This is a genomic window from Polaribacter septentrionalilitoris, from assembly GCF_009832745.1.
GTDB lineage: Bacteria > Bacteroidota > Bacteroidia > Flavobacteriales > Flavobacteriaceae > Polaribacter > Polaribacter septentrionalilitoris.
Genome location: NZ_VRMJ01000032.1, coordinates 66,234 through 89,611 on the forward strand (window position 1 = coordinate 66,234; position 23,378 = coordinate 89,611).

Annotated in this window: 25 protein-coding genes and 3 tRNA genes; 9 read left to right on the plus strand and 19 right to left on the minus strand. The window is 30.0% G+C overall.

What is annotated here, in order from left to right; translation table 11 throughout:
* Positions 1–5 precede the first annotated feature (5 nt).
* A complete protein-coding gene (locus tag FP421_RS07120; protein ID WP_159949063.1) occupies positions 6–839 on the plus strand; it encodes an HAD family hydrolase in 834 nt (277 codons plus the stop codon).
* Here the strand turns inward: FP421_RS07120 and FP421_RS07125 are convergent.
* Both FP421_RS07125 and FP421_RS07130 read right to left on the minus strand, forming a co-directional pair.
* Entirely contained in the window at positions 811–1,647 is an 837-nt protein-coding gene (locus FP421_RS07125) for a glucosaminidase domain-containing protein (protein ID WP_159949065.1), read from the minus strand. The two genes, FP421_RS07120 and FP421_RS07125, sit on opposite strands and share 29 nt — an antisense overlap.
* Complete coding sequence (locus FP421_RS07130; protein WP_159949067.1) at positions 1,644–2,600, minus strand: 1-aminocyclopropane-1-carboxylate deaminase/D-cysteine desulfhydrase; 957 nt, start codon at positions 2,598–2,600, stop codon at positions 1,644–1,646. The genes FP421_RS07125 and FP421_RS07130 overlap by 4 nt, the downstream gene beginning before the upstream one ends.
* 63 nt (positions 2,601–2,663) lie before the next feature.
* Between FP421_RS07130 and FP421_RS07135 the strand changes: the two genes are divergently transcribed.
* Positions 2,664–3,209: a VIT1/CCC1 transporter family protein gene (locus FP421_RS07135; protein WP_159949069.1), complete on the plus strand. Its 546-nt coding sequence runs from the start codon at positions 2,664–2,666 to the stop codon at positions 3,207–3,209.
* 48 nt (positions 3,210–3,257) lie between these two features.
* Here the strand turns inward: FP421_RS07135 and FP421_RS07140 are convergent, their stop codons facing one another.
* The 3 genes from FP421_RS07140 to FP421_RS07150 are packed head-to-tail and all read right to left on the minus strand — an operon-like array spanning position 3,258 to position 6,858.
* Complete coding sequence (locus FP421_RS07140) at positions 3,258–5,069, minus strand: GNAT family N-acyltransferase (protein WP_159949071.1); 1,812 nt, start codon at positions 5,067–5,069, stop codon at positions 3,258–3,260.
* Positions 5,070–5,123: 54 nt separating this feature from the next.
* Positions 5,124–6,377: an aspartate kinase gene (locus FP421_RS07145; RefSeq protein WP_159949073.1), complete on the minus strand. Its 1,254-nt coding sequence runs from the start codon at positions 6,375–6,377 to the stop codon at positions 5,124–5,126.
* Between the two features lies 1 nt (position 6,378).
* Entirely contained in the window at positions 6,379–6,858 is a 480-nt protein-coding gene (locus FP421_RS07150) for a GNAT family N-acetyltransferase (RefSeq protein WP_159949075.1), read from the minus strand.
* 189 nt (positions 6,859–7,047) lie between these two features.
* Here FP421_RS07150 and fbp point away from each other — a divergent pair, with 189 nt between their 5' ends.
* From fbp to FP421_RS07170, 4 genes are all read left to right on the plus strand, one after another.
* Positions 7,048–8,058 carry a class 1 fructose-bisphosphatase gene (gene fbp, locus FP421_RS07155; RefSeq protein ID WP_159949077.1) on the plus strand — a complete coding sequence of 337 codons (1,011 nt, stop codon included), beginning with the start codon at positions 7,048–7,050 and terminating at the stop codon, positions 8,056–8,058.
* Positions 8,059–8,167: 109 nt separating this feature from the next.
* Positions 8,168–8,776 carry a superoxide dismutase gene (locus FP421_RS07160; protein WP_159949079.1) on the plus strand — a complete coding sequence of 203 codons (609 nt, stop codon included), beginning with the start codon at positions 8,168–8,170 and terminating at the stop codon, positions 8,774–8,776.
* A 221-nt stretch (positions 8,777–8,997) separates the two neighbouring features.
* A tRNA-Gly gene (locus tag FP421_RS07165) sits at positions 8,998–9,069 on the plus strand.
* 20 nt (positions 9,070–9,089) lie between these two features.
* Positions 9,090–9,175: transfer RNA gene (locus FP421_RS07170), tRNA-Leu, on the plus strand.
* Between the two features lie 59 nt (positions 9,176–9,234).
* Here the strand turns inward: FP421_RS07170 and FP421_RS07175 are convergent.
* The 12 genes from FP421_RS07175 to pdxA form a co-directional block, all read right to left on the minus strand.
* A complete protein-coding gene (locus tag FP421_RS07175; RefSeq protein ID WP_159949081.1) occupies positions 9,235–10,425 on the minus strand; it encodes a DUF1501 domain-containing protein in 1,191 nt (396 codons plus the stop codon).
* Positions 10,426–10,435: 10 nt separating this feature from the next.
* A complete protein-coding gene (locus FP421_RS07180) occupies positions 10,436–11,827 on the minus strand; it encodes a DUF1800 domain-containing protein (protein WP_159949083.1) in 1,392 nt (463 codons plus the stop codon).
* A 294-nt stretch (positions 11,828–12,121) separates the two neighbouring features.
* The gene (locus tag FP421_RS07185) at positions 12,122–12,826 is read right to left on the minus strand and encodes a LytR/AlgR family response regulator transcription factor (protein ID WP_159949085.1); all 705 of its coding nucleotides are present in this window, start codon (positions 12,824–12,826) and stop codon (positions 12,122–12,124) included.
* A gap of 18 nt (positions 12,827–12,844) precedes the next feature.
* Positions 12,845–13,159, minus strand: a complete 315-nt coding sequence (locus FP421_RS07190; protein WP_236548068.1) for an Hpt domain-containing protein — start codon at positions 13,157–13,159, stop codon at positions 12,845–12,847.
* Between the two features lie 39 nt (positions 13,160–13,198).
* Entirely contained in the window at positions 13,199–13,609 is a 411-nt protein-coding gene (locus tag FP421_RS07195; protein WP_159949087.1) for a response regulator, read from the minus strand.
* A 118-nt stretch (positions 13,610–13,727) separates the two neighbouring features.
* Positions 13,728–14,177: an Lrp/AsnC family transcriptional regulator gene (locus tag FP421_RS07200; RefSeq protein ID WP_159949089.1), complete on the minus strand. Its 450-nt coding sequence runs from the start codon at positions 14,175–14,177 to the stop codon at positions 13,728–13,730.
* Between the two features lie 88 nt (positions 14,178–14,265).
* Positions 14,266–15,606, minus strand: a complete 1,341-nt coding sequence (accC, locus tag FP421_RS07205) for an acetyl-CoA carboxylase biotin carboxylase subunit (protein WP_159949091.1) — start codon at positions 15,604–15,606, stop codon at positions 14,266–14,268.
* An 80-nt stretch (positions 15,607–15,686) separates the two neighbouring features.
* Entirely contained in the window at positions 15,687–16,160 is a 474-nt protein-coding gene (gene accB / locus FP421_RS07210) for an acetyl-CoA carboxylase biotin carboxyl carrier protein (protein WP_159949093.1), read from the minus strand.
* Positions 16,161–16,185: 25 nt separating this feature from the next.
* Positions 16,186–17,181 (minus strand): beta-ketoacyl-ACP synthase III, encoded by a 996-nt coding sequence (locus FP421_RS07215; protein ID WP_159949095.1) that lies wholly within the window; start codon positions 17,179–17,181, stop codon positions 16,186–16,188.
* A 153-nt stretch (positions 17,182–17,334) separates the two neighbouring features.
* Entirely contained in the window at positions 17,335–17,529 is a 195-nt protein-coding gene (gene rpmF, locus FP421_RS07220; RefSeq protein WP_159949097.1) for a 50S ribosomal protein L32, read from the minus strand.
* 1 nt (position 17,530) lies between these two features.
* On the minus strand, positions 17,531–18,067 hold the full coding sequence (locus FP421_RS07225) for a YceD family protein (RefSeq protein ID WP_159949099.1): 537 nt from the start codon (positions 18,065–18,067) through the stop codon (positions 17,531–17,533).
* 72 nt (positions 18,068–18,139) lie between these two features.
* Entirely contained in the window at positions 18,140–19,174 is a 1,035-nt protein-coding gene (gene pdxA / locus FP421_RS07230) for a 4-hydroxythreonine-4-phosphate dehydrogenase PdxA (RefSeq protein WP_159949101.1), read from the minus strand.
* 59 nt (positions 19,175–19,233) lie between these two features.
* On the opposite strand from pdxA, the gene FP421_RS07235 reads away from it, so the two are divergent.
* Positions 19,234–19,818: a riboflavin synthase gene (locus FP421_RS07235; protein WP_159949103.1), complete on the plus strand. Its 585-nt coding sequence runs from the start codon at positions 19,234–19,236 to the stop codon at positions 19,816–19,818.
* 350 nt (positions 19,819–20,168) lie between these two features.
* Here FP421_RS07235 and FP421_RS07240 read toward each other — a convergent pair.
* Positions 20,169–20,242, minus strand: a tRNA-Ile gene (locus tag FP421_RS07240).
* 97 nt (positions 20,243–20,339) lie between these two features.
* Positions 20,340–21,311: a polyprenyl synthetase family protein gene (locus tag FP421_RS07245; RefSeq protein ID WP_159949105.1), complete on the minus strand. Its 972-nt coding sequence runs from the start codon at positions 21,309–21,311 to the stop codon at positions 20,340–20,342.
* A gap of 127 nt (positions 21,312–21,438) precedes the next feature.
* Here FP421_RS07245 and FP421_RS07250 point away from each other — a divergent pair, with 127 nt between their 5' ends.
* Positions 21,439–22,044 carry a TetR/AcrR family transcriptional regulator gene (locus FP421_RS07250; protein ID WP_159949107.1) on the plus strand — a complete coding sequence of 202 codons (606 nt, stop codon included), beginning with the start codon at positions 21,439–21,441 and terminating at the stop codon, positions 22,042–22,044.
* Positions 22,045–23,376: a TolC family protein gene (locus tag FP421_RS07255; protein WP_159949109.1), complete on the plus strand. Its 1,332-nt coding sequence runs from the start codon at positions 22,045–22,047 to the stop codon at positions 23,374–23,376.
* Positions 23,377–23,378 lie beyond the last annotated feature (2 nt).

Genomic DNA, 23,378 nt, shown 5'->3' on the forward strand with positions numbered 1-23,378 from the left:
TACTTTTGAATCTAGAAAAAGTTAGGTTGGTGGTTTCTGATATGGATGGAACGTTACTCAACACCCAAGGAGAAGTTAGTAGCTTGTTCTTTGAACAATTTCAAATCTTAAAAAAACACAACATTCAGTTTGTAGCTGCCAGTGGAAGACAATACAATAGTATTGTTGATAAATTGTCTGCGATAAAAGACGAAATTTATGTAATTGCTGAAAACGGCGGACTCATAAAAAAAGGAGATGATCTTTTACAAATAAATGCATTAGCTCCAGAAAAAATAAAAAAAGTGATTCCTCTTTTAAGAGACATTAAAGACACTCATATTGTTTTGTGTGGCCAAAATAGGGCTTTTATTGAATCTCAAAATCCAGATTTTATCAATCTTTTTCAAGAGTATTACCATAGTTATCAAATTGTAGATGATTTAATTGATATTGTAAATGATGAAGATTTTCTAAAAATTGCAGTGTATCATTTCAATTCTTCAGAAAAACACATTTACCCAGCAGTAAAAAGTTTAAAAGATGAAATGCTTATTAAAATTTCTGGTAAAAACTGGTTAGACATTTCAGAAAATAAAGCAAACAAAGGCAATGCTTTAAGAGAAGTACAGAAAAAACTAAACATTACTAAAGAAGAAACCTTAGTTTTTGGTGATTACCATAATGACTTAGAAATGTTACAAGAAGCTAGCTTTAGTTTTGCTATGGGTAATGCACATCAAGATGTAAAAAACATTGCCAATTATTCTACAGAAAGTAACAACAATAATGGGGTAGAAAAAGTATTACAAGCATTAATTCTTAAAAGAACTACTTTGTTACCAAACGCTGACCAATAGCAATAGTATTACTTTTTAATCCATTTAACTTTTTTAGGACAGCAACAGTAGTATTAAATTTTCTTGCAATACCGTATAAAGTATCCCCTTTTTTAACCTCATAGTAATTAACAATAGGAGTTCTATTCTTATGTTTTTTGGTTTCTTTTTTATGCTTTTTTAATTTAAAATCTCTCTTTTTTACTTTGTCGAATTCTTGTAGTTTGTAACGCTCTATAATGCCTATTAATTTAGCAGGATATTTTCTATCGGTAGCATAACCCGCTTTTTTTAATCCTTTTGCCCAACGCTTATAATCACTTGTTCTGTAATTAAACAAAAATGCATAGCGCCTTCTTTGTGTTAAGAATTTTGAATGATCGTTGTAAGACGTTTCTACATACTGATATTTTCTAAAACACTCTTGGTCTTCGTCGTCATCATGATACACACGTTCTCCTTTCCACTGTGTATGACATTTTATCCCAAAATGATTGTTAGATTTTCGAGCTAAATCTCCTCTACCACTTCCAGATTCTAAAATTCCTTGAGCTAGTGTTATACTTGCTGGAATTTTGTACACATGCATTTCTTTAACAGCAAGTGCAGCATAATCTTCGATATATTTTAAGGTATATTTATTGAAATTCTTGTTAGATTTCTTCAGTTTTTTAACGTGCTTATCTTCTTTAACAGAAGGCAACTTTACCGGCTTTGGTTCTACTAAAACGATTCCAGAGTTTTTCTTATTTTGAACCGTCTTTTTTTTAGCACCACAACTTGCTAAGATGAACAAACTAACGCAATACAACACAATCCTTAATCTCATAAACTTTTAATAATTTGTTGATTCTTTTTTTGTAATTTTTGATTAAATCCTTGAATTCCTTGTACCCCACCTGTATGAATTGCCAGAATTTTTGTTCCTTTTTTAAAATGATTTTTTTCGATTAAGTCTAAAAGACCAAATAGCATTTTTCCTGTATAAATTGGATCTAACAAAACAGAATTTTCAGCTGAAAAATCATTGATAAACCCAATTAATTCTGAATTATATTTTGCATACCCACCAAAATGATATTCGGTTTGTAAATCCCAATTTTGGTTGCTCACAAATTTAAGAATCTCATGCTTTAAAAAATCACCTTTTAAAGCTGGAAAACCCAATACTTCTTGATGTGGTTTCGATGCATTTATCAATCCAGAAATTGTACCTCCAGTTCCCACTGCAACACAAATATAATCGAATTTACTATCATCTTCTGTTAAAATTTCTTCACAGCCTTTTACAGCTAATTCATTTGTTCCTCCTTCAGGTATCAAATAAAAATTGCCATATTTTTCTTTAAGTTGATCTATAAATTCTTTTTTCGTTTTTTCTCTAAATTTTTCTCTTGATATAAATTCGAACTGCATTCCGTTTTTAGATGCATTTTGTAAAGTACTATTTTGTAAAAGTGTTTTTTCTAAGTCTACACCCAACTCTTCACCTCGAACAATCCCTATAGATTTAAAACCATTTATATTGGCTGCAACAGCAGTAGCTACTATGTGATTAGAAAACGCACCTCCAAATGTTAGTAAAACGCTCTTTTTATTACGCTTAGCTTCTAGAATATTATATTTTAATTTTCTAAATTTGTTTCCAGAAACAAAAGGATGAATTAAATCTTCTCTTTTAATAAAAAGACTTACTTCTTTTTTCTTTAAAACAGGATGTTGTATTTGTTGATTTTCAGTAACAAAATTTTGATTAAAAAAAGAAAGTTCTAGATTTTGCATTGATGCAAAAGTACCACTTGACTTTTTAAATAAAAAAATAAGTTCACATCTAAAACCATTATTTTGAAAACACATAGTAAACGTAGTCTTCTTTTCTCTAAACTTCACCTATATCTTGGTGAACTTGTATATGGTGGTATAGATGGCACCATTACCACTTTTGCTGTAGTTGCTGGTTCTGTTGGTGCTAATTTAGAAAGTAATGTGATTTTAATTTTAGGTTTTGCCAATTTATTGGCAGATGGTTTTGCCATGTCTATTGGTGGTTATCTTTCTGCAAGTTCTGAAAGAGCAAAAAAAACCAATCCTACAAAAATGGAAAAACTTCCCGTTTTTATTGGATTGTCTACTTATATTTCTTTTTTAATTATGGGGTTTATTCCTTTACTGATTTATGTAATTGATTTGTATAAAAAAATAAATATTGATTTGTTCTTGATTTCATCAATATTAACTGGAATTGTTTTTATAATTATTGGAGCTTTAAAAGCGATGATTACAAAATCAAATATTATAAAAGGGATTATAGAAACACTAATCTTAGGAACTTTAGCTGCATTAGTAGCTTATTATGTTGGAGATGTCTTAGAGTCTTTGATTAATGGCTAATCATAAAACGCTGAAGTAAACTTTAAATAACTTTTCAGTATTTATACTTTATTTATTTTGTAACTCTTCAGTTGCTTTACGTTCTAATTCTGCTTGAAATTCTTCCATTACTGGTTTTACTGTACTTTCTGGAATATCTGCAACTTTAATATACATCAATCCGTCTACAGCATTATTAAATTTAGGATCAACATTAAACGCAACCAAACGTGCATTCTGTTTGACATATTTTTTTATTAAAACGGGTATTCTTAAAGCTCCAGGTTCAATTTCATCAATAACTTTATCAAATTTTTGCATGTCAGCTTTTGTTGCATCAAATACAAAATCTTTGTCACCATCTTTTAATTTTACTTTGTATTCTTTTTTAGGATAAATATATTGTGCAATGTATGGATCGTAATAATGAGATTTCATAAACTCAATCATTAACGATTTAGAAAAGTCAGAAAATTGGTTGCTAATAGACACACCACCCATTAAGTATTTATGCTCTGGATAACGCAAGGTAACATGTACAATTCCTTTCCAAAGTAAAAACAATGGCATTGGTTTTTGTTGATATTCACCAATAATAAAAGCTCTACCCATTTCAATAGTATTTTCCATCATTTGATGAAGTTCAGGCTCTATTCTAAATAGAGTTTGTACATAAAAACCATTGATACCGTATTTTTTATAGATTTCATTACCTAACCCCATTCTATAAGCACCTGCTAAACAGTTTGCTTCTCTATCCCAAAGAAACATGTGGTAATAATACTTATCGTATTTATCTAAATCTATCGATTTATTTGTGCCTTCACCAACATCTCTAAAAGTGATTTCTCTTAACCTACCAATTTCATGTAATAAGTTGGGTATATCTTTTGGGTTTGCAAAAAAGACTTCATAATTCTTACTTTCTAACAGCCTTCCCTTAGCTTTTCTGAGCGCTTCTACTTCTTTTACAAATAAATCTACACTTCGTTGGGATACAATTTTTTTGGCAGGTTTTTTTGGGATTTTTAAATTTTGAGTAGAAATTATTTTATGTGCTTTTGCAAAAGGATTGGCCAACATATAAGTTTTTTTTCTAATAAACTCATAAAAAGCAGGTACTTCCTTGAACTCTGCTTGATCTTTTACAGAAATTGGTTTTCCTATTCTAACCTTGATTACTCTTCCGCCTTGTGAGATTACTTCTGATGGTAATTTTGCAGTTCTTAGCGTATCACTTACTTTAGACAATAAATAAAATAGCCTACTGTTTTTTGCATGAAAGTAGATTGGAATTATAGGAACATTAGCTTTTTTAATCAAACGTACAGCTCCTTCTTCCCAAGGTTTATCAACATTTAATTTACCATCTTTATACGTAGATACTTCACCAGCTGGAAAAATACCTAAAGGCTTGCCTTCTTTTAGATGTAATAAGGCATTTTTAATACCTGCAACACTAGATTTGGCATCTTTTCTGTTTTCAAAGGGGTTTACTGGCATCACATAAGGTTTTAGTGGCTCAATGCGATGCAATAAAAAATTAGCAATAATTTTATAATCTGCTCTTTTTTCTAATAATAACTTTAATAACAAAATACCATCTACACCTCCTAGAGGATGATTAGAGATGGTTATAAAAGGCCCTTCTTTTGGTATTCTTTTTAAATCTTCTTCAGGAATTTCAAATTTGATTTCACAATCGTCTAAAACGCCATTTAGAAAATCTAAATCAGACTTGTTTTTATTTTTATTGTAAATTCTATTGAGTGCAGAGATGCGTAGAACTCTTAATAATAACCAACCAATAAAAGTTCCCAAGAAACCAAGTTTCTGCAAACCAATTACTTGTGCAATTTCTTTAGATGTTACTAATGCCATGTATATTAATAAGAGCCATTTGCAAACTTACTAAAAAATTTGAAACAAATCTTTTTAATTTGGGGCTACCACAATTTGTGAAGTTTCTTTATTAATTTGAGTTAACAAAGAATTTCCTTTTGCTTCTATTGCTGCAATTGCATTATCATCAAAATGACGAACAGTGTATAAGTCTATCCCTTTTTGCACATCAATCTTAAACTGTGTTTTTAACTCTTCGTAAAAAGCATCAAATTTATTGAATTTGTTATCGATACAAACCGAAAAACTTATTGCTGAATTCTGAATAAGGTTTACTTTTAACTGATAATCATGTAATTTCTGAAAAATATAACTGATATTATTCTCTACCATAAAAGAAAAGTCTAATGCAGAAATTGATACTAAAATCTGATTTTTCTTTACGATAAAACATGGTATATAAGGTACTAATCTTGCTCCTTTCGTTACTTTTGATCCTGTTTCTTTTGGATTTACAAAAGAACGCACTAATAAAGGAATCTCTTTTCTCTCTAGTGGTTGTAATGTTTTTGGGTGAATTACAGAGGCTCCGTAAAATGCCATTTCTATAGCTTCTTCATAAGAGATTTGCTCTAACAAAGTGGTCTCAGAAAAAACTCTTGGGTCTGCATTTAAAACACCAGGTACATCTTTCCAAATAGTAACACTTTCTGCACCTAAACAATAGGCAAAAATTCCTGCTGTATAATCTGAACCTTCTCTACCTAAAGTGGTTGTATTTTCTGTATCATTAGCTGCAATAAAACCTTGAGTAATGTTTAATTTAGAGGCATCTAATCTTTCTGAAATAATAGATTGTGTCAACTCCCAATCTACTTTTGCATCTCTATAATTACTATCTGTTTTAATGTAGTTTCTTACATCAAACCAATTGTTCTCTACTCCAATTTTAGTTAAGTAAGCACTAATAATTTTAGTAGATAACAACTCTCCAAAACAAATGATTTGATCGTATACATAATTGAACCTTCTAGAGGTATTTCTTGCCAAAAACCAACTCAATTCACCTAAAAGAATTTCTATTTCTCTGTAAATTTCATCGTTCTTCTCAAACAACCCATGCATTATTTCTTTATGAAAATCTTCTATTACTCCAAGTTTTTCTGGCAGCTCATCTGTCTTATTGTAATAGGCATCAATTACTTCTTCAAAAGCATTGGTAATTTTTCCCATTGCAGAAATTACAACTACTGTATTTTCTGTTCCTTCGCTTTGTAAAATTTGAGTTACATTTTTTACACTTGCTGCATCTTTAACAGATGCTCCTCCAAATTTGAAAATTTTCATTTTAACTATTTTCTATAAATTTTGCTAAATTCTCTTTATTCATTTGTACCACAGACCAGTCGTTTAAATAGGTTGCACCAGTACTTTTATAAAAGTTGATGGCATTAGTATTCCAATCAATTACCTCCCATGCAACTCTGTTGTAATTGTTATCGTAAGCATATTTTAAAACGGCAGTATATAGGGCTTTACCTGCTCCTATTTTTTGCTTTTCTTGAGTAACAATTAAATCTTCTAAATGAATGGTTCTTCCTTTCCAGGTAGAATAACGCTCATAAAACAATGCTATACCAATGATGTTGTTTTCTTGTTCTGCAACAAAAACTTTAAACTTAGGGTTCTCTGAAAATCCATCCTTTATCAAATCATCTACGGTTATTTTTACTGCATCCGGTTCTTTTTCAAAAATTGCCAATTCTGTAATTAAATCTAACACAGCCTGCATGTCTTTTTCTTGTCCTAATCGTATTAAAAAATCCATTTCTTTAAATTTTTGCCAAAGATAGTTGTTTTGATATCGACCAAAAATATTTAAATATTTTGAACACTTATTTTTGATTTGTTAAAAATTCTGAGAAAAAAGTTGTTTATTTATGGAAAACAGATAGAAAAGGATAGTGAATAATTAAAAATTATAGATATTTGTTTAAAATATTAACATCTACCAAATATGACAGAAAAAAAACAAACCTTAGGCGAATTTATTATTGAACATCAACATGCATTTAAATACAGTTCAGGAGAACTTTCTAGTCTTTTAAATTCTATCCGTTTGGCAGCAAAAGTGGTTAACCATGAAGTAAACAAAGCTGGTTTGGTTGATATTATTGGGGCATTTGGAGACACTAATATTCAAGGAGAAGATCAGCAAAAATTAGATGTTTATGCTAATGACAAATTTATTCAGACTTTAACAAGAAGAAATATTGTTTGTGGTATAGCCAGTGAAGAAGAAGACAGCTTTATTACTATTAATAGTATTGATGAAAATCATCAAAATAAATACGTAGTGCTAATAGATCCCTTAGATGGTTCTTCAAATATCGATGTAAATGTATCTGTAGGTACTATCTTTTCTATATATAGACGTGTTACCCCTGTTGGTACCCCTGTACAATTAGAAGATTTTTTACAAAAAGGAAGCGAACAAGTTGCTGCTGGTTATGTGGTTTACGGAACCTCTACAATGTTAGTATACACTACAGGAGATGGTGTTAACGGATTTACATTAAACCCAGCAATTGGATCTTTCTACTTATCGCATCCAAACATGCAGTTTCCAGAAGATGGAAATATTTACTCTGTAAACGAAGGAAATTATTTTGATTTCCCAGAAGGAATAAAAAAATATATCAAATATTGCCAAGAAGAAGAAGGAGAAAGACCTTATACAAGTAGATACATTGGGTCTTTAGTTTCTGATTTTCATAGAAATATGATTAAGGGTGGTATATATATGTACCCTAAAGGATCAAGAAATCCGAATGGAAAATTACGCTTGTTATACGAATGTAACCCAATGGCTTTTTTAGCTGAACAGGCTAATGGAAAATCCTCTGATGGATATGTTAGAACAATGGATGTAGAGCCAACTGAATTGCATCAAAGAGTCCCTTTTATTTGTGGAAGTAAAAACATGGTGAATAAACTAGAAGAGTTTATGAAAAAATATGGGGAATAAATCTTCCTTATAGTATTATAAGTTAACAAAAGTATAATATTTTGTTTAACTGTTTCATATTTTCTAATTTTACGTCAACAATATTATTTTAACAATTAAAACATAAAAAATGGCTTTTCAATTACCAGAATTAGGATACGCTTATGACGCGTTAGAACCACATATAGATGCAAGAACTATGGAGATTCACCATACAAAACATCACAACGGATACACAACAAAATTAAATGCAGCTATTGAAGGAACTGACTTAGACGGAAAATCTATAGAAGATATTCTAACTAATTTAGATATGAGTAATGGTGCTGTTAGAAATAATGGAGGTGGGTTTTACAATCACTCATTATTTTGGACCGTAATGAACCCAGAAGATAGAGGATATTTATCTGGAGAATTAAAAGATGCTATTGAGGCTGAGTTTGGTTCTAAAGATGCTTTTATTGATGCTTTTTCTAAAGCAGCAGCTACGCAGTTTGGTTCTGGTTGGGCTTGGTTATGTGTGTTACCTGGAGGAAAAGTGGAAGTTTGTTCTACTCCAAATCAAGATAATCCATTAATGCCAGGTGTTACTTGCGGTGGAACTCCTATTTTAGGGTTAGACGTTTGGGAACACGCTTATTACTTAAACTATCAAAATAGAAGACCAGATTATATTGATGCTTTCTTTAAAGTAATCAACTGGAATGAAGTTGAAAAAAGATATGCAGCAGCTAAGTAATAAGAATAATTGATTACTTATACACATTAAAAATAAAAGCATCTATGGTTAGATGCTTTTATTTTTTATTGCCTCCTAAGAATCAGTTGATTGCTTTTTAAGGGTAAAAAATCGCTAAAAAAAACATAAAAGTATTTGTCACATAAACAAAACTTACTATATTTGCACCGCTCTTAATTATACATCTATAATTTTAGGCAAAAGTTCATAAAATAATGACTGCGAAAGTAGCTCAGGGGTAGAGCATCACCTTGCCAAGGTGAGGGTCGCGGGTTCAAATCCCGTCTTTCGCTCTACAATACATAATACCAATGCTGAAGTGGTGGAATTGGTAGACACGCTGGACTTAAAATCCAGTGGGCAGTAATGCCCGTATGGGTTCAAGTCCCATCTTCAGTACAAAAACCGTAACATTTATTTGTTACGGTTTTTTTGTTGTATGACAAAAATATGATGAATTAAATAAAGTTTAATGTACTAAACTTTTTACTAATTATAGAATGATGATCTACTTCTAACCATTTGTCTAATATAGTAGCATAAATTTCTCTAAAATCAACAGTGTGAATAATGTCTTTATTTTGGTCTAAATTCATCAAATTAGGAGCATCATTATAAAACCCTTTTTTGTTTAAATTTTCACCAATCAAAAATACATTATTAGCCGCTCCATGGTCTGTTCCTGCTGCTGCATTTTGCTGAACTCTTCTACCAAATTCAGAAAAAGTTAGTATTAATGTATCTTTAAAAGTATCGTTCTTTTTTAAATCGTTTACAAAAACTTCTATAGATTCACTATAGGTTTTTAAAAGATTACTCTGCCTATTAACTTGATTGGCATGCGTATCAAATCCTCCCATAGAAACATAATACACTTTACTTTCTAAATTAGAGTTTATAAATTCTGCTGTAGTTTTTAATTGGCCTCCAAAAGGATTCTTAGGATATTCTAATTTACTCTTATACGTTTTAGAAGTTTGATAAATATATTTTGCTGATGATTTTGCTTCAATCATTGTTTTGTATAAATACCCTAAATTATGTTCACTCAGATGTTCGTCTGTTTGTTTATTTAACAATTTTCCAAAAAACGGAGTATTTGTATTTGCAAATAACACATTCGGATTTTTGGTAGCAATCCCATTGATGTTTTCTCCTTTCATAATCAATGATAAACTATCATCTAATTCAATTCCTGAATAGGGATTTTTACCGTATTTTTCGATATATCTTCCAACCCAACCAGAACTCATATATTCATTAGCATCACTTGCGGTTTGCCAAATATCTGTAGATCTAAAATGAGATCTATTTGGATTAGGATACCCTACATTATTAATTATAGACAAATATCCTTGGTCATATAAATTCTTTAATGGTGATAAAGATTGATGAAAACCTAATTCATCTGTGACTTTAATTAGTTTATTTTTTTTGATAGAAAGCTGAGGTCTACTTTTGTAATAAATATCATTTGTATAAGGAATAATTGTGTTTAAACCATCATTACCACCAGCCAACTGAATGATAACTAATTTTTTATGTTGAAATGTGTTTTTAGTAACATTCTCAAATGCTTTTACAAAATTTGGCACAAAAAACAGGCTACTTGCTAAAGTACTTTGCTTTAAAAAATCTCTTCTTTTCATGTTTATAAGTTTAACAAAGTTGGTATTCTGGTATAGACATTAATTGAACACAAAAATCTCTATTGGATGTAATATCGAGATTATTTAAAAAGTTTTCTGTATCCTTATCAAGCTTAGAAACAACTATAGTTTCTGTTAATTCTTTTGATGAAATATTGCTATAAATAGCATCAAAATATTCCCAATTTTTAGTCGTCTTTATAAACCTATTTCTTTTTTTTGCTTTTTTGTAATACATTTCAAATGTATCTTCAAAGTCACCTTTTTCTTCTAAATTGATGATGGCATTATTTAAAATTAATGAGGCTAATTTCATTCTAAACATTAAGGTATTAGAATCTATCCAACTTTTACCACCTTTCCAACCCGCAACATTTTCTGGGTATAATAATTGTTGCCCCATCATTTTTTGTAGATAATTCAACTGCCTTTTTTTATTGAATTTAACAGGTACTGTTTTGTTGATACCTACCAGCAATTCTATAGGAGATTTTATTTTTACTCCTATATTTTCATCATCATAAAACCACTTAGAAGTAAAAATGTATTGCATTACATTACTAATGTTATAATCTTTATAAAAAACTGTTGTAATTTCTTCTAACCTACTTTTGTTTATTCTTGGGTTTACAAAATATTGATAAATTTTTGAACAAATAAATCTTGCACATTGCTTTTGGTCTAAAATGATATCGATTATTTCATCTCCATTAAAATTTCCTGTTTTTCCAAAGAATGTTTTTTGATTGTAATCATGGTGTTTTTTTCTTAGAAAAAAAGCTCCATTTCTTTTAAAAGACCAACCTGTAAAAGCTCTAGCAGATTCTTTAATATCTTGCTCTGTATAATTACCTATCCCTAAAGTAAAAAGTTCCATTAATTCTCTTGCAAAATTCTCATTAGGTTTTCTTTTTACATTTTGCCTGTTGTTTAGATATTTACTCATAGATGGCTCCATAGCTATCGCTTTTACAAAAGCTCTAAAATCTCCTAATGCATGTTGCCTTAAAACGTTGTTATATTGTTGAATAAAGAAAATATCATTATCTCTACACACAAAAACATTAGCCCAAAATAAGGTCATCTTTTCTCTTAAAACAGATTTGTTTTCAGACAATCTATCAATCCAAGCATAATTTAATTCTCTTACTTTTTTACGAGATTTATTTCTTAGTTTTTGTAATTCTTTTGCAGAGTATATTTCTTTAAGTTCTTTTTTAGATTTAAGCTTTACATCTAGCAATTCATCAAGATTTACCTTTAACGTGTTTATAGTTTTAGAATCTTTAAAAAGCTCTTTAACTACTTTTGATGTTGACTTGGTTTCAAGTTTATTCAATTCATTATAATTAATACCAAAACTTGCGCGCCAAAATAAATGTTGAATATGTTTTTGTTTCATGTCTTTAGTAAGATATACATTTTTAGACAGATATTAAAAAGAAAGGTTTAATAACACTTTTAAATTTGTTCTTATTTACATACCATAACAGCAAAAAAGAGTTGATAAAACTATCAACTCTTTTTAATTCAATCTATAAATCCCCCAACTTATGATTGTTATTAACCTAAACTATATAATTAAACCCCTTTAATTACACTACAAATATAGTATCTAAAAGAAGCTGAAACAAAGGGTTTTCGTTGATTGGTAATTTTTGTAAGTTAAATGGGTTAATATGCTCGTTAAAGAATTTTACAAAAGATTTAGTCTTTTCATCAATTCGCTTTTGTTTGATCTACTAATTGGAATAACACTTTTTTGAATTAAGACACTATTATCTTCAATATCTATTATTTCTGAAATATTGATAATAAAAGAACGGTGTATTCTTAAAAAAAGAGAAGATGGCAATTTATCTTCAATTTTTTTAAGTGTAGAATGCACAATGTAATTTTTTTGAGCAGTTTTTATACTAATATAATCTCCTTTAGCTTCTACAAAAAAGATATCAGGAATATTAATTTTAACCAATCTCCTGTCAACACTAACGTAAATAAAACTAGACTCGTCTTTTGATGGATTTACTTTAGTTATAATTTTAGTATCCTTTATGTTTGTTAATTTAAGAATTGATTTTTCAAATCTTTCTTTAGTAATTGGTTTTACCAAATAATCAACAACACAATCATACTCAAAAGCTTCTAAAGCAAAGTTTTTATCAGAAGTGGTTAATACTATTTTGGGTGGAGATTTTAAGGTTTTAATAAAGTCAAAACCCGAAAAACTTGGCATATGAATATCTAAAAATATTGCATCCACATCAGTAGAGTTTAGGTATTTAATAGCCTCTATTGCAGAACTAAACTCCTCTAAAACAGAAATTTGTTTAGAATTATTACATAATTGACTAATAATTAGTCTCGCAGTTGCATCGTCATCTATAATTATACAATTCATTAGCTTTAAGGGGTTAAATTAACACCCTAAATATACATGAATTTTATTAAGAACATTTAAAAAATCTTTATGGAGTGTTGTTTTACCTGTTCTTAGTTCATTTTCGAACTCAGAAGCTAATTCTAAACTTTTTCTCATCCCTAAAATACTAATTTTGTGTTTTATTTTATGAACATTATTGGCAGATTCATCGTAATTTTTTTCTTCGTAATTTTTCTTAAAAAGCGCTAATTCTTCTGGAAATTCTTTCTTTAATATCGATAAAATACTTTCTTCAAAGGTTACATCTCCTCCAGAAAGTTCTTTAATATAATTTAAATTTGGATTTTCCATTATCTAAAATAGTCTTAATTAAGATTTCTAAGGTAATAATTAATTGGAAAGTAATTCATTACTTTTCCAGTATTTAAGTACTGCTTTTACTTTCTTTGTGTATTCAGTAAAATTAGATGGCTTAGTAAAATAACCTGAAATTCCGTATTTATAGCATTCTTTTAAATGGTGATCTTCTTGAGAGTTTGACATAATAATCATAGGAATATTTTTCAATCTTTCAATATACCTTATCTTTTTAAGCAGTTCTAAACCATTCATTTTAGGCATTTGTAAATCTGATATTACAATGTGAAAAGAGTTTTGCTCATTATTTAAACACTCTAAAGCTTCGTTTCCGTTCTTAGCTTCTATAATAGAGCAATTAAATTTAATTTTTTTACAAACCTGCTTAAACTTTATTCTTTCAATTGCATCATCATCAATAAGTAAAATAGAAAGTGATTTCATTAATGGTTAACATTTTTCGGGATTGTAAAAATCATAAAAAAAAAGTCATCAAAAATAAATGTTAGATTATCGGTTTAAAAAACTCGTTAAATGGTTTAATAAATTGGTTTAAATTTATTTAGATATGTATTTGTCTATCAATTTGTTGTTGCAAAGAAACAAAAGTTTCAATTTTAGAAACTCCATTTATTTGTTGAATTTTGGTTTCTAAAACACGCATCAAATCTTGATTGTTTTTATTTAAAATCTTAACAAAAACTGAATAATTACCAGTTGTGTAATGGCTTTCTACAACTTCTGGTATTTCTTTTAATCGCTTAATAATTGATGACAAAACCGCTGTTGGCTCTAAGTGTATGCCTACAAAAGAAGTTGTAGTATAACCAATTGATGATTGATTAATTTTCATATGGTATCCATCAATTAATTTCGATTTTTCTAGTTTACGTAATCTTTGATGAATTGCTGCTCCAGAGATGCCTACTTCTCTAGCAATACTTAAAATAGGAGTTCTAGCATCTTTTACTAAACTCCTTATTATTTTTTTATCAATACCATCTATTTTCATATTATTATTTTTAACTTTAAAGATAAAAAAAATAGAGAACACTAAGTGTATTCTCTATTTCTATTTCATTTTTAAGCTAAATTTTATCTTAAGATTCCATTTTAAAATCTTCCATAAATTTAGTGGTATAGTTTCCTGAAACATAATCTGGATGATCCATTAACTGTCTATGGAAAGGTATTGTAGTTTTAATTCCTTCAATTACAAACTCATCTAATGCACGTTTCATTTTATTAATTGCTTCTTCTCTTGTTTGAGCAGTAGTAATTAATTTCGCAATCATAGAATCGTAATTTGGTGGAATCATATACCCTGCATATACATGAGTATCTATTCTAACTCCATGACCACCTGGAGCATGGAAAGTTGCAATTTTTCCTGGAGCTGGTCTAAAATTATTATGAGGATCTTCAGCATTAATTCTACACTCTATAGAATGCATTTGAGGATAGTAGTTTTTTCCTGAAATTGGCACTCCTGCAGCAACAAGAATTTGCTCTCTAATTAAGTCGTAATTTACAACTTCTTCTGTAATTGGATGTTCTACTTGTATACGAGTATTCATTTCCATAAAGTAGAAGTTTCTGTGTTTATCAACTAAAAACTCTACTGTACCTGCCCCTTCATATTTAATAAATTCTGCAGCTTTTACAGCTGCATTACCCATATCTTCTCTCAATTTATCAGTCATAAATGGAGAAGGTGTTTCTTCTGTTAATTTTTGATGACGTCTTTGTACAGAACAATCTCTTTCTGATAAGTGGCATGCTTTACCAAAAGAATCTCCTACAATTTGAATTTCGATATGCCTTGGCTCTTCAATCAGTTTTTCCATGTACATGTCATCATTCCCAAAAGCAGCTTTTGATTCTTGTCTTGCAGAATCCCAAGCTTCTTTTAAATCTTCGGGTTTCCAAACAGCACGCATTCCTTTACCACCTCCACCAGCAGACGCTTTTAACATTACAGGGTAACCTGTTTCTTCTGCTAATTTTTCACATTCATCAAAATCGGTAATAACACCTTCAGACCCTGGCACACATGGTACACCAGCAGCAATCATAGTAGATTTTGCATTGGCTTTATCTCCCATTTGATCTATCATTTCACCAGTTGCTCCAATAAATTTGATATTATGCTCTTCACATAATTTAGAAAATTTAGCGTTTTCTGATAAAAATCCATATCCTGGATGAATTGCATCTGCATTTGTAATTTCTGCAGCAGCAATAATATTAGGCATTTTCAAATACGATTCTGAACTTGCTGCAGGACCAATACAAACTGCTTCGTCTGCAAATCGAACATGTAAGCTTTCTTCATCTGCAGTAGAGTATACCGCAACAGTTTTAATGCCCATTTCTCTACAAGTTCTAATAACACGTAGTGCTATTTCTCCTCTATTGGCAATTAATATTTTTTTAAACATAATTTAAGAGTTTTAAATGATGAGTTTTGAGTTATGAGTTAGAAAATCTATAATCTGAACTCTAAAATCTAAACCCTATATTATGAAGGATCAACTAAAAATAATGGTTGATCAAATTCTACTGGAGAAGAATCGTCTACTAAAACTTTTATAATTTTACCAGAAACCTCAGATTCTATCTCATTAAATAATTTCATTGCTTCGATTACACAGACTGTATCTCCAGTGCTAATTTCAGAACCAACATCAACAAAGTTTGGTTTATCTGGTGCTGGTTTTCTATAAAAAGTTCCAATAATTGGAGATTTTACAGTTACATATTTAGAATTTTCACTTTCCGTTTTAGCTGGTTCTGCTGGTGCAGCTACTGGTTGTGCTGGAGCAGCAACTTGTTGTGGCACATTTTGCATAGGAGCAGCTTGCACAATTGTAGTTTCTGTTTTACCAGAACCTGTTCTAATAGTAAGTTTAACATCTTCCATTTCTAACTTTACCTCGCTTGCGCCAGATTTTGCTACAAATTTTATCAGATTTTGAATTTCTTTAATATCCATACTCATTATAGTTTAGTTGTTAAGTTTATGAATTATATGCCCACTTTAAATAAGCAGCTCCCCATGTGAAACCACCACCAAAGGCAGCAAAAATTAAATTATCTCCTTTTTTTAATTGACTTTCATAATCAGCTAGCAAAAGTGGTAATGTTGCAGAAGTAGTGTTTCCGTATTTGTGAATGTTCATCATTACTTTTTCTGATGAAACTCCTACTCTATTAGCTGTTGCTTCTATGATTCTTTTATTTGCTTGATGTGCTACCAACCATTGAATATCTTCTTCTTTTAGATTATTTCTGGTTAACATTTTTTCTGCTACATCAGCCATATTAGATACCGCATATTTAAACACAGTTCTACCTTCTTGATAAACGAAATGCTTTTTTTGTTGAACCGTTTCTAGAGTTGGTGGCATTATAGAACCACCTGCTTCAATTCTTAAAAAATCTCTTCCTATCCCATCACTTCTTAAAAATTCATCTTGTAATCCTAAGCCTTCATTATTTGGCTCAAACAATGCAGCTCCTGCTCCATCACCAAAAATAATACAAGTCGCTCTGTCTTTGTAGTCTATAATTGATGACATTTTATCTGCTCCAATTAACAAAACTTTTTTGTATCTACCAGACTCTATATAACTTGCAGCTGTAGACATACCGTATAAAAAGCTTGAGCAAGCTGCTTGTAAATCGTAGGCAAAAGCATTAACAGCTCCAATTTCTGAAGCTACATAAGCAGCAGTTGATGCAACAGGTAAATCTGGTGTAGCTGTTGCCACAATGACCAAATCTATTTCTGATGCTTTAGCGTTTGATTTTTGAAGTAATTCTTCAGCGGCTTTAATTGCCATGAAAGAAGTTCCTAAGCCTTCGCCTTTTAAAATTCTTCTTTCTTTAATGCCTGTTCTTGAGGTAATCCACTCATCATTTGTATCTACAAAGGTTTCTAACTCTTTGTTTGTTAATACATATTCAGGAACATATTTCCCAACTGCTGTAATTGCTGCAGTGATTTTAGCCATAATTGTGGTTTAATTTCTAAAATTTAGAATAGTCAAAAGTAGTGAAAATTATTTCACTTTTTATTGCAAAATTTATCAAAAAGCTTAAGTTTTAATCCAAAAACGCAAAAAAACCCTCAAAAATGAGGGTTTTTTACAAGTTTTTACGTTGTTCTAAACTTCAGCTGAAGCTGATTCTAATACTACTTGACCTCTGTAGTACAATTTACCTTCGTGCCAGTGAGCTCTATGGTATAAGTGTGCTTCTCCAGTTGTTGGGTCTGTAGCAATTTGTTGCGCTGATGCTTTATAATGTGTTCTCCTTTTATCTCTTCTTGTTTTAGATATTTTTCTTTTAGGATGTGCCATTTTATGTCTTTTTATCTGTTATTAAATTCTTTAATTTATCCCATCTTGGGTCTGTTTGTTCAACAGTTTTTTCTTTTTTTATTTCTAGTTCTTTTAATTTATTTAATGCTTCTGACTCCATAGTACCATCCAATACTTTAGGATGTACTTTTTTGTATGGAATTGCCAATACAATCATTTCATATATGTATTGCGCAACATTAAATTCGTAAGCTTCATGAGGTAAGATTAAAATCTCCTCATTATCATCATTAAATTCTGGTCCAAATTTTACAACTAAAGGCATGTTTGTTTTTACCTCTAGATCAAAAAGTTCATTTGTTATATCACAAGGTACTTTTACAAAACCATTGGCAGAAAAAGTAAGCTCAAACAAAGTACTTTTTTTAATAAAATTTAAAGCTACATTTAATGATGCATCTTCAAAATCATCAAAATTAAAAGCTTCAAAGAACGTATTGTCAATTTTATATTTAAATAAATGACTTCCTTCTTTTAATCCTACAAACTGTATGTTGAATTCTTTTAAGTCTTTCATTACCAAACATCAATTGAGCGTGCAAAGATATAAAAAATTATTATTTTACAATCTTTTCTTGAAAAAAGAATTTTACTTAACTACTAAAGGATTTTTAGATAGCTCTTTATGCTCTTTTCTTGCTTTAAAAATTTGTATTCCAGCAAATAGCGCTTCTTTAAAAGACGAAGGGTTTGCCATGTTTTTTCCAGCAATATCAAAAGCTGTTCCGTGGTCAGGAGAGGTTCTAACCGCATCTAAACCTGCAGTATAATTAACTCCATTACCAAAAGATAATGCCTTAAACGGCGCTAAACCTTGGTCATGATAAGTTGCTAAAACACCATCAAACTGCTTGTAAGTTTCTGAACCAAAGAAACCATCTGCTGCATATGGCCCAAAAACCAACTTCCCAGATTCTTGTATTTTCTGAATGGTTGGCGCAATTATAACATCATCTTCTTCACCTATCACACCTTTATCTCCACAATGAGGATTTAAAGAAAGTACTGCAATCTTAGGTTTGTTAATTCCAAAATCTTGAACCAAAGAGGCATGCATCGTTTCAATTTTAGATGTAATTAATTCTGGAGTAATGGTTTCAGCTACTTTAGATATAGGAATATGCCCTGTAATTAAACCTATTCTTAGTTCATTAGTCATTAAAATCATCAAACTATCACCTTTTAATTTAGCTTCTAGATATTCTGTATGCCCAGGGAAGTTAAAATTTTCTGACTGAATTGTTTCTTTATTGATTGGAGCAGTTAGTAAAACATCAATTTTTTTATCGTTTAAAAAAGCAACTGCTTTTTCTAAGGATTTTGCAGCATAAGCTCCAGATTCTTTAGTTGCTTTACCTAATTCTATGACAACTTCCTCTTTCCAAATATTTAGGACATTAATTTTGTTGTGATTGATTTGATTGATATCTGTAACTCCATGAATTGGGACTTCTATTTGCATGGCTTTTTTATGATATGAGATAGCTTTTGTGCTTCCAAATAGCACTGGTGTACAAAACTCAAGCATTCTCTTATCTTGAAAGGTTTTTAGAATCACTTCAATTCCAATACCATTTAAATCTCCAATTGAAATACCAACAATAATTTTATCAGATTTATCCATAGTAACTCTTCTATTATCCTTATTTTTGAATATTGCAAAAGTAACTAAATTTTACTGATATGTTTACTGGAATTATAGAATCAATTGGAACTATTACCAACATTACTAAAGAACAAGACAACCTTCATCTTACTATAAAATGTAGCTTCACAAATGAACTAAAAGTTGATCAAAGTGTTGCTCACAATGGTGTTTGTTTGACAGTTGTTAACATTAATAATAATGAATATACTGTAACAGCTATAAAAGAGACATTAGACAAAACAAATATTGGTAGCTTATCTGTTTCTAGTTCTGTTAACTTAGAAAGAGGAATGAAATTAGGTGATCGTTTAGATGGCCATATTGTTCAGGGTCATGTAGACCAAACAGCAATTTGCACAAACATAATTAAAGAAAGTGGTAGCACAATTTTTACATTCACTTATGATGCAACACTAAGAAATATTACCATAGAAAAGGGCTCTATCACTGTAAATGGAGTTAGTTTAACGGTTGTAAACTCAAAATTGAACGAATTTAGTGTAGCTATTATTCCTTATACTATAGAAAATACTACTTTTAAAAACATCACAATTGGAGAAACTGTAAACTTAGAGTTTGATGTTATTGGAAAATATGTAAGTAGACTTACTTCTCTTTAAAATTGATTATTCCATATAGAAGGCCTGTTATTGTCAAAAACAATAAACCTCCATCTATTGGCAGACCAGGTGGTGGTGGTGGTGGTGTAGGTGGTGGAACCACTTGACTACTCAACACAGATGTAAACAATAGCATTAATAAAAATGCTAAATAATATTTTTTCTTCATTTTATATCCCCCCAGATTAAAATTTGAAATCTTTATATTTCTGCAAATATAAGGCTATTATGTTAATAAACTAAATATCCACTGAATAAAAGTACTAAAATCATATTTCTATTTAACTTAATATGACTTTAGCAAAAAAAACCTCAATACTTTTATGGAAAAGTATTGAGGTTTTATGTTGTGGTCCCACATGGACTCGAACCATGGACCACCTGATTATGAGTCAGGTGCTCTAACCAACTGAGCTATAGGACCCTATTAATTTTTAAAACCTTAAAGTTTCTAAAATCAACAATGTGGCTGCAAATGTACTATTAATTTTAAATTATTTGCAAATAATTTAGAACAATAATTACACAGATCTGTTCATTAACCAAAGACCAAAGTTTTTTAAGCCTTTTTTATTTTCTTCAGATATATTCATGGCAGCAAGTGTATCAAAAGCTTTGTCAGTGTAATTTTTAATTTCTGTCTTTATTAAATCAGGAATCCCATTTAATTCAAACATTCTTCTTACATCTGTAATTTTAACAACATTGTCTTTCAACTTTTTTCTGTAATAGTATTTCAGTTTTCCTTTATCATGATCATTTGCAACTTCTAAGGCTTTTAGATATAAATACGTCTTTTTATTTTCTATAATGTCCCCTCCTACTTGTTTTCCAAATGTTTCTGGATTACCAAAGGTGTCTAAGAAATCGTCTTGTAATTGAAAAGCTAATCCTAAGTTTAAGCCAAAATCATAAATTAAGTTGGCGTTTTCTTCTGAAGTTTCTGCAACTATAGCACCCATTTTTAAGGCAGCTGCCACCAAAACTGATGTTTTTAGGCGTATCATATTGATATATTCATCAATGGTAACATCATTTCTAGTTTCAAAATCTACATCTAATTGCTGACCATCACAAACTTCTAACGCTGTTTTGCTAAACAATTTTGCCAATTGTTGAAATACGCTTGGTTCATAATTTTCGAAAAACTGATATGCTAAAATCAACATTGCATCACCAGAAAGAATACCTGTATTAGTATCCCATTTTTCATGGACAGTTTCTTTTCCTCTTCTTAGAGGAGCATCATCCATGATATCATCATGAATTAATGTAAAATTATGAAAAACCTCAACTGCTAAAGCTGCTGGCATTGCTTTTTGATAATCATCAGAAAAAATATCTGCCCCTATCAAAGTTAAAATTGGACGCATTCTTTTTCCTCCTAACTTTATAATATAGTCAATAGGCTCATATAAATTCTTGGGTTCGCGTACCCACTTCTTTGATTCTAAATAATCTATAAAATCTTTCTGATAATGTAAAATGTCCAAATCTGTAATTTTTTGTAAAAATAATGTAAAGAAATTTCAATAAATAATTCAAATGTTAAAAAATCATTAAAACTTTGGAAACTTTTTTTGTTTCTAAAGTTTCCGTTTATATATTTGCACTCTAATTATGGAAAAAAAAATATTAGAAAAATCGAATGAACTCTTTCTAAACCTAGGTTTTAAGAGTGTTACTATGGATGAAATAGCTAGTGCTTTAGGTGTTTCAAAAAAAACGATTTACAAGTATTTTAAGAATAAAACAGAATTAGTAGCAGCAGTTACTGAATATATGTTTAACACCATTTGTAAAGGTATAGATTGCATTTTAGATTCAAAAATGAATCCTATTGAAGAGCTTTTTTCTATTAAAAAGTTAGTTATGGAACATTTAAAAGATGAAAAATCCTCACCTCAATTCCAACTGCAAAAGTATTATCCAAAAATTTATACTTCTTTAAAACACAAACAATTTGATATAATGCAAGGCTGTATTATAGATAATTTAAAAAGCGGAATTGAACTTGGTTTGTATCGAAAAAATATCGACTTGGAATTTATATCACGAATCTATTTTAATGGAGTTACAGGTATAAAAGATAAAGATCTTTTTCCATTAAATAATTACTCTATGCAAACACTAATGAATTACTACTTAGAATATCATTTAAGAGGAATTTGTACCGAAAAAGGATTATTAGAATTAGAAAAACAACTTAAAAACAACCAATTTTAAATGAAAAGATACCTAATTATTTTTTGTTTTTTCTTTTTATCAGCAATGATTAATGCGCAAGAAAAAACATTAAAACTCTCTTTAGACGAGGCTATAGTTTACGCTTTAGAGAACAGTTATAATACAAGAGCTGCAAGAAAAGATATTTCTTCTGCAAAGGAAAAAGTTTGGGAAACCACAACAATTGGCTTACCACAAATAAATGCCAATGTAGATTATCAAAACTTCTTAAAACAACCTATTAGTGTTGCTGACATTAATGGTGATGGAGTTGATGAAGAGTTTGTATTTGGCACAAAGCAAAACCTAAATGCGTCTGTGACGCTAAGTCAATTACTTTTTGATGGGTCATACTTAGTAGGTTTACAAGCTTCTAAAACCTATTTAAAAATCTCTAATCAAGCACAAGAAAAGACTGAATTATTAACCAGAGAGGCAGTTGTAAATGCATACGGAAACGTTTTGGTAACAGAAAATAGCATTGCCATTCTAAAAGGAAACATAAAAATACTTCAGAAAAACTATGATGACGCCAAAAAGATTTATGAAAACGGATTGAATGAAGAAGAAGATGTTGAACAATTAGAAATTACACTAGGAAACTTAAAAAGTCAACTGAGTAGTGTGATAAGAATGAAAGAAATTGGATACCAAATGCTAAACCTTGCTTTAGGTAACCCTATTAACACTCAATTAATTCTTACAGATTCTTTAGATTCTTTAGCTATTGGAAATATTAATTTGAATTTAATCTCTACTCCTTTTAAGGTTGACAATCATATCGACTTTAAAATTGCTGAAAACGATAGAGAATCTAAAAGATTGATGATGCGTTTAGAGCAAAGTAAGGCTTTACCAAGTTTAAGTGCTTTTATCAATTACGGAACTCAAGCTTTTTCTAACTCATTTACATTTTTTGAAAGTGAGCAACGTTGGTTTCAGTCATCTTTATTTGGTATTAGTCTAAATGTTCCTATTTTTAGTAGTTTGGGAAGAACTGCTAAAACTGCCCAAGCTAAAATAGCTTTAGAAACTGCAGATTTACGTTTAGAAGAAACCAAACAAAGATTAAGTTTACAAGCAAAAAAAGCAAAAAGTGACTATCAACTAAGTATTGAAAATTACAATACAGCAAAGAAAAATGTTGGTCTTGCAGAACGCATAGAAAAAAAGCAAAGAATTAAGTTTTTTGAAGGAATTTCATCGAGCTTCGATTTATTACAAGCGCAAAATCAATTATACTCACAGCAACAAAATTACATCCAATCTATGTTAGATGTCATTGCTAAAAAAGCGGCATTAGAAAACGCACTAAACTTACCAATCAAATAAAA

Excerpts from the sequence above, each read along its gene's own strand:
- FP421_RS07125 (WP_159949065.1), bottom strand. The coding sequence starts at position 1,647 with ATGAGATTAAGGATTGTGTTGTATTGCGTTAGTTTGTTCATCTTAGCA.
- FP421_RS07130 (WP_159949067.1), bottom strand. The coding sequence starts at position 2,600 with ATGCAAAATCTAGAACTTTCTTTTTTTAATCAAAATTTTGTTACTGAA.
- FP421_RS07140 (WP_159949071.1), bottom strand. The coding sequence starts at position 5,069 with ATGGCATTAGTAACATCTAAAGAAATTGCACAAGTAATTGGTTTGCAG.
- FP421_RS07145 (WP_159949073.1), bottom strand. The coding sequence starts at position 6,377 with ATGAAAATTTTCAAATTTGGAGGAGCATCTGTTAAAGATGCAGCAAGT.
- FP421_RS07150 (WP_159949075.1), bottom strand. The coding sequence starts at position 6,858 with ATGGATTTTTTAATACGATTAGGACAAGAAAAAGACATGCAGGCTGTG.
- fbp (WP_159949077.1), top strand. The coding sequence starts at position 7,048 with ATGACAGAAAAAAAACAAACCTTAGGCGAATTTATTATTGAACATCAA.
- FP421_RS07160 (WP_159949079.1), top strand. The coding sequence starts at position 8,168 with ATGGCTTTTCAATTACCAGAATTAGGATACGCTTATGACGCGTTAGAA.
- FP421_RS07175 (WP_159949081.1), bottom strand. The coding sequence starts at position 10,425 with ATGAAAAGAAGAGATTTTTTAAAGCAAAGTACTTTAGCAAGTAGCCTG.
- FP421_RS07180 (WP_159949083.1), bottom strand. The coding sequence starts at position 11,827 with ATGAAACAAAAACATATTCAACATTTATTTTGGCGCGCAAGTTTTGGT.
- FP421_RS07185 (WP_159949085.1), bottom strand. The coding sequence starts at position 12,826 with ATGAATTGTATAATTATAGATGACGATGCAACTGCGAGACTAATTATT.
- FP421_RS07190 (WP_236548068.1), bottom strand. The coding sequence starts at position 13,159 with ATGGAAAATCCAAATTTAAATTATATTAAAGAACTTTCTGGAGGAGAT.
- FP421_RS07195 (WP_159949087.1), bottom strand. The coding sequence starts at position 13,609 with ATGAAATCACTTTCTATTTTACTTATTGATGATGATGCAATTGAAAGA.
- FP421_RS07200 (WP_159949089.1), bottom strand. The coding sequence starts at position 14,177 with ATGAAAATAGATGGTATTGATAAAAAAATAATAAGGAGTTTAGTAAAA.
- accC (WP_159949091.1), bottom strand. The coding sequence starts at position 15,606 with ATGTTTAAAAAAATATTAATTGCCAATAGAGGAGAAATAGCACTACGT.
- accB (WP_159949093.1), bottom strand. The coding sequence starts at position 16,160 with ATGGATATTAAAGAAATTCAAAATCTGATAAAATTTGTAGCAAAATCT.
- FP421_RS07215 (WP_159949095.1), bottom strand. The coding sequence starts at position 17,181 with ATGGCTAAAATCACTGCAGCAATTACAGCAGTTGGGAAATATGTTCCT.
- rpmF (WP_159949097.1), bottom strand. The coding sequence starts at position 17,529 with ATGGCACATCCTAAAAGAAAAATATCTAAAACAAGAAGAGATAAAAGG.
- FP421_RS07225 (WP_159949099.1), bottom strand. The coding sequence starts at position 18,067 with ATGAAAGACTTAAAAGAATTCAACATACAGTTTGTAGGATTAAAAGAA.
- pdxA (WP_159949101.1), bottom strand. The coding sequence starts at position 19,174 with ATGGATAAATCTGATAAAATTATTGTTGGTATTTCAATTGGAGATTTA.
- FP421_RS07235 (WP_159949103.1), top strand. The coding sequence starts at position 19,234 with ATGTTTACTGGAATTATAGAATCAATTGGAACTATTACCAACATTACT.
- FP421_RS07250 (WP_159949107.1), top strand. The coding sequence starts at position 21,439 with ATGGAAAAAAAAATATTAGAAAAATCGAATGAACTCTTTCTAAACCTA.
- FP421_RS07255 (WP_159949109.1), top strand. The coding sequence starts at position 22,045 with ATGAAAAGATACCTAATTATTTTTTGTTTTTTCTTTTTATCAGCAATG.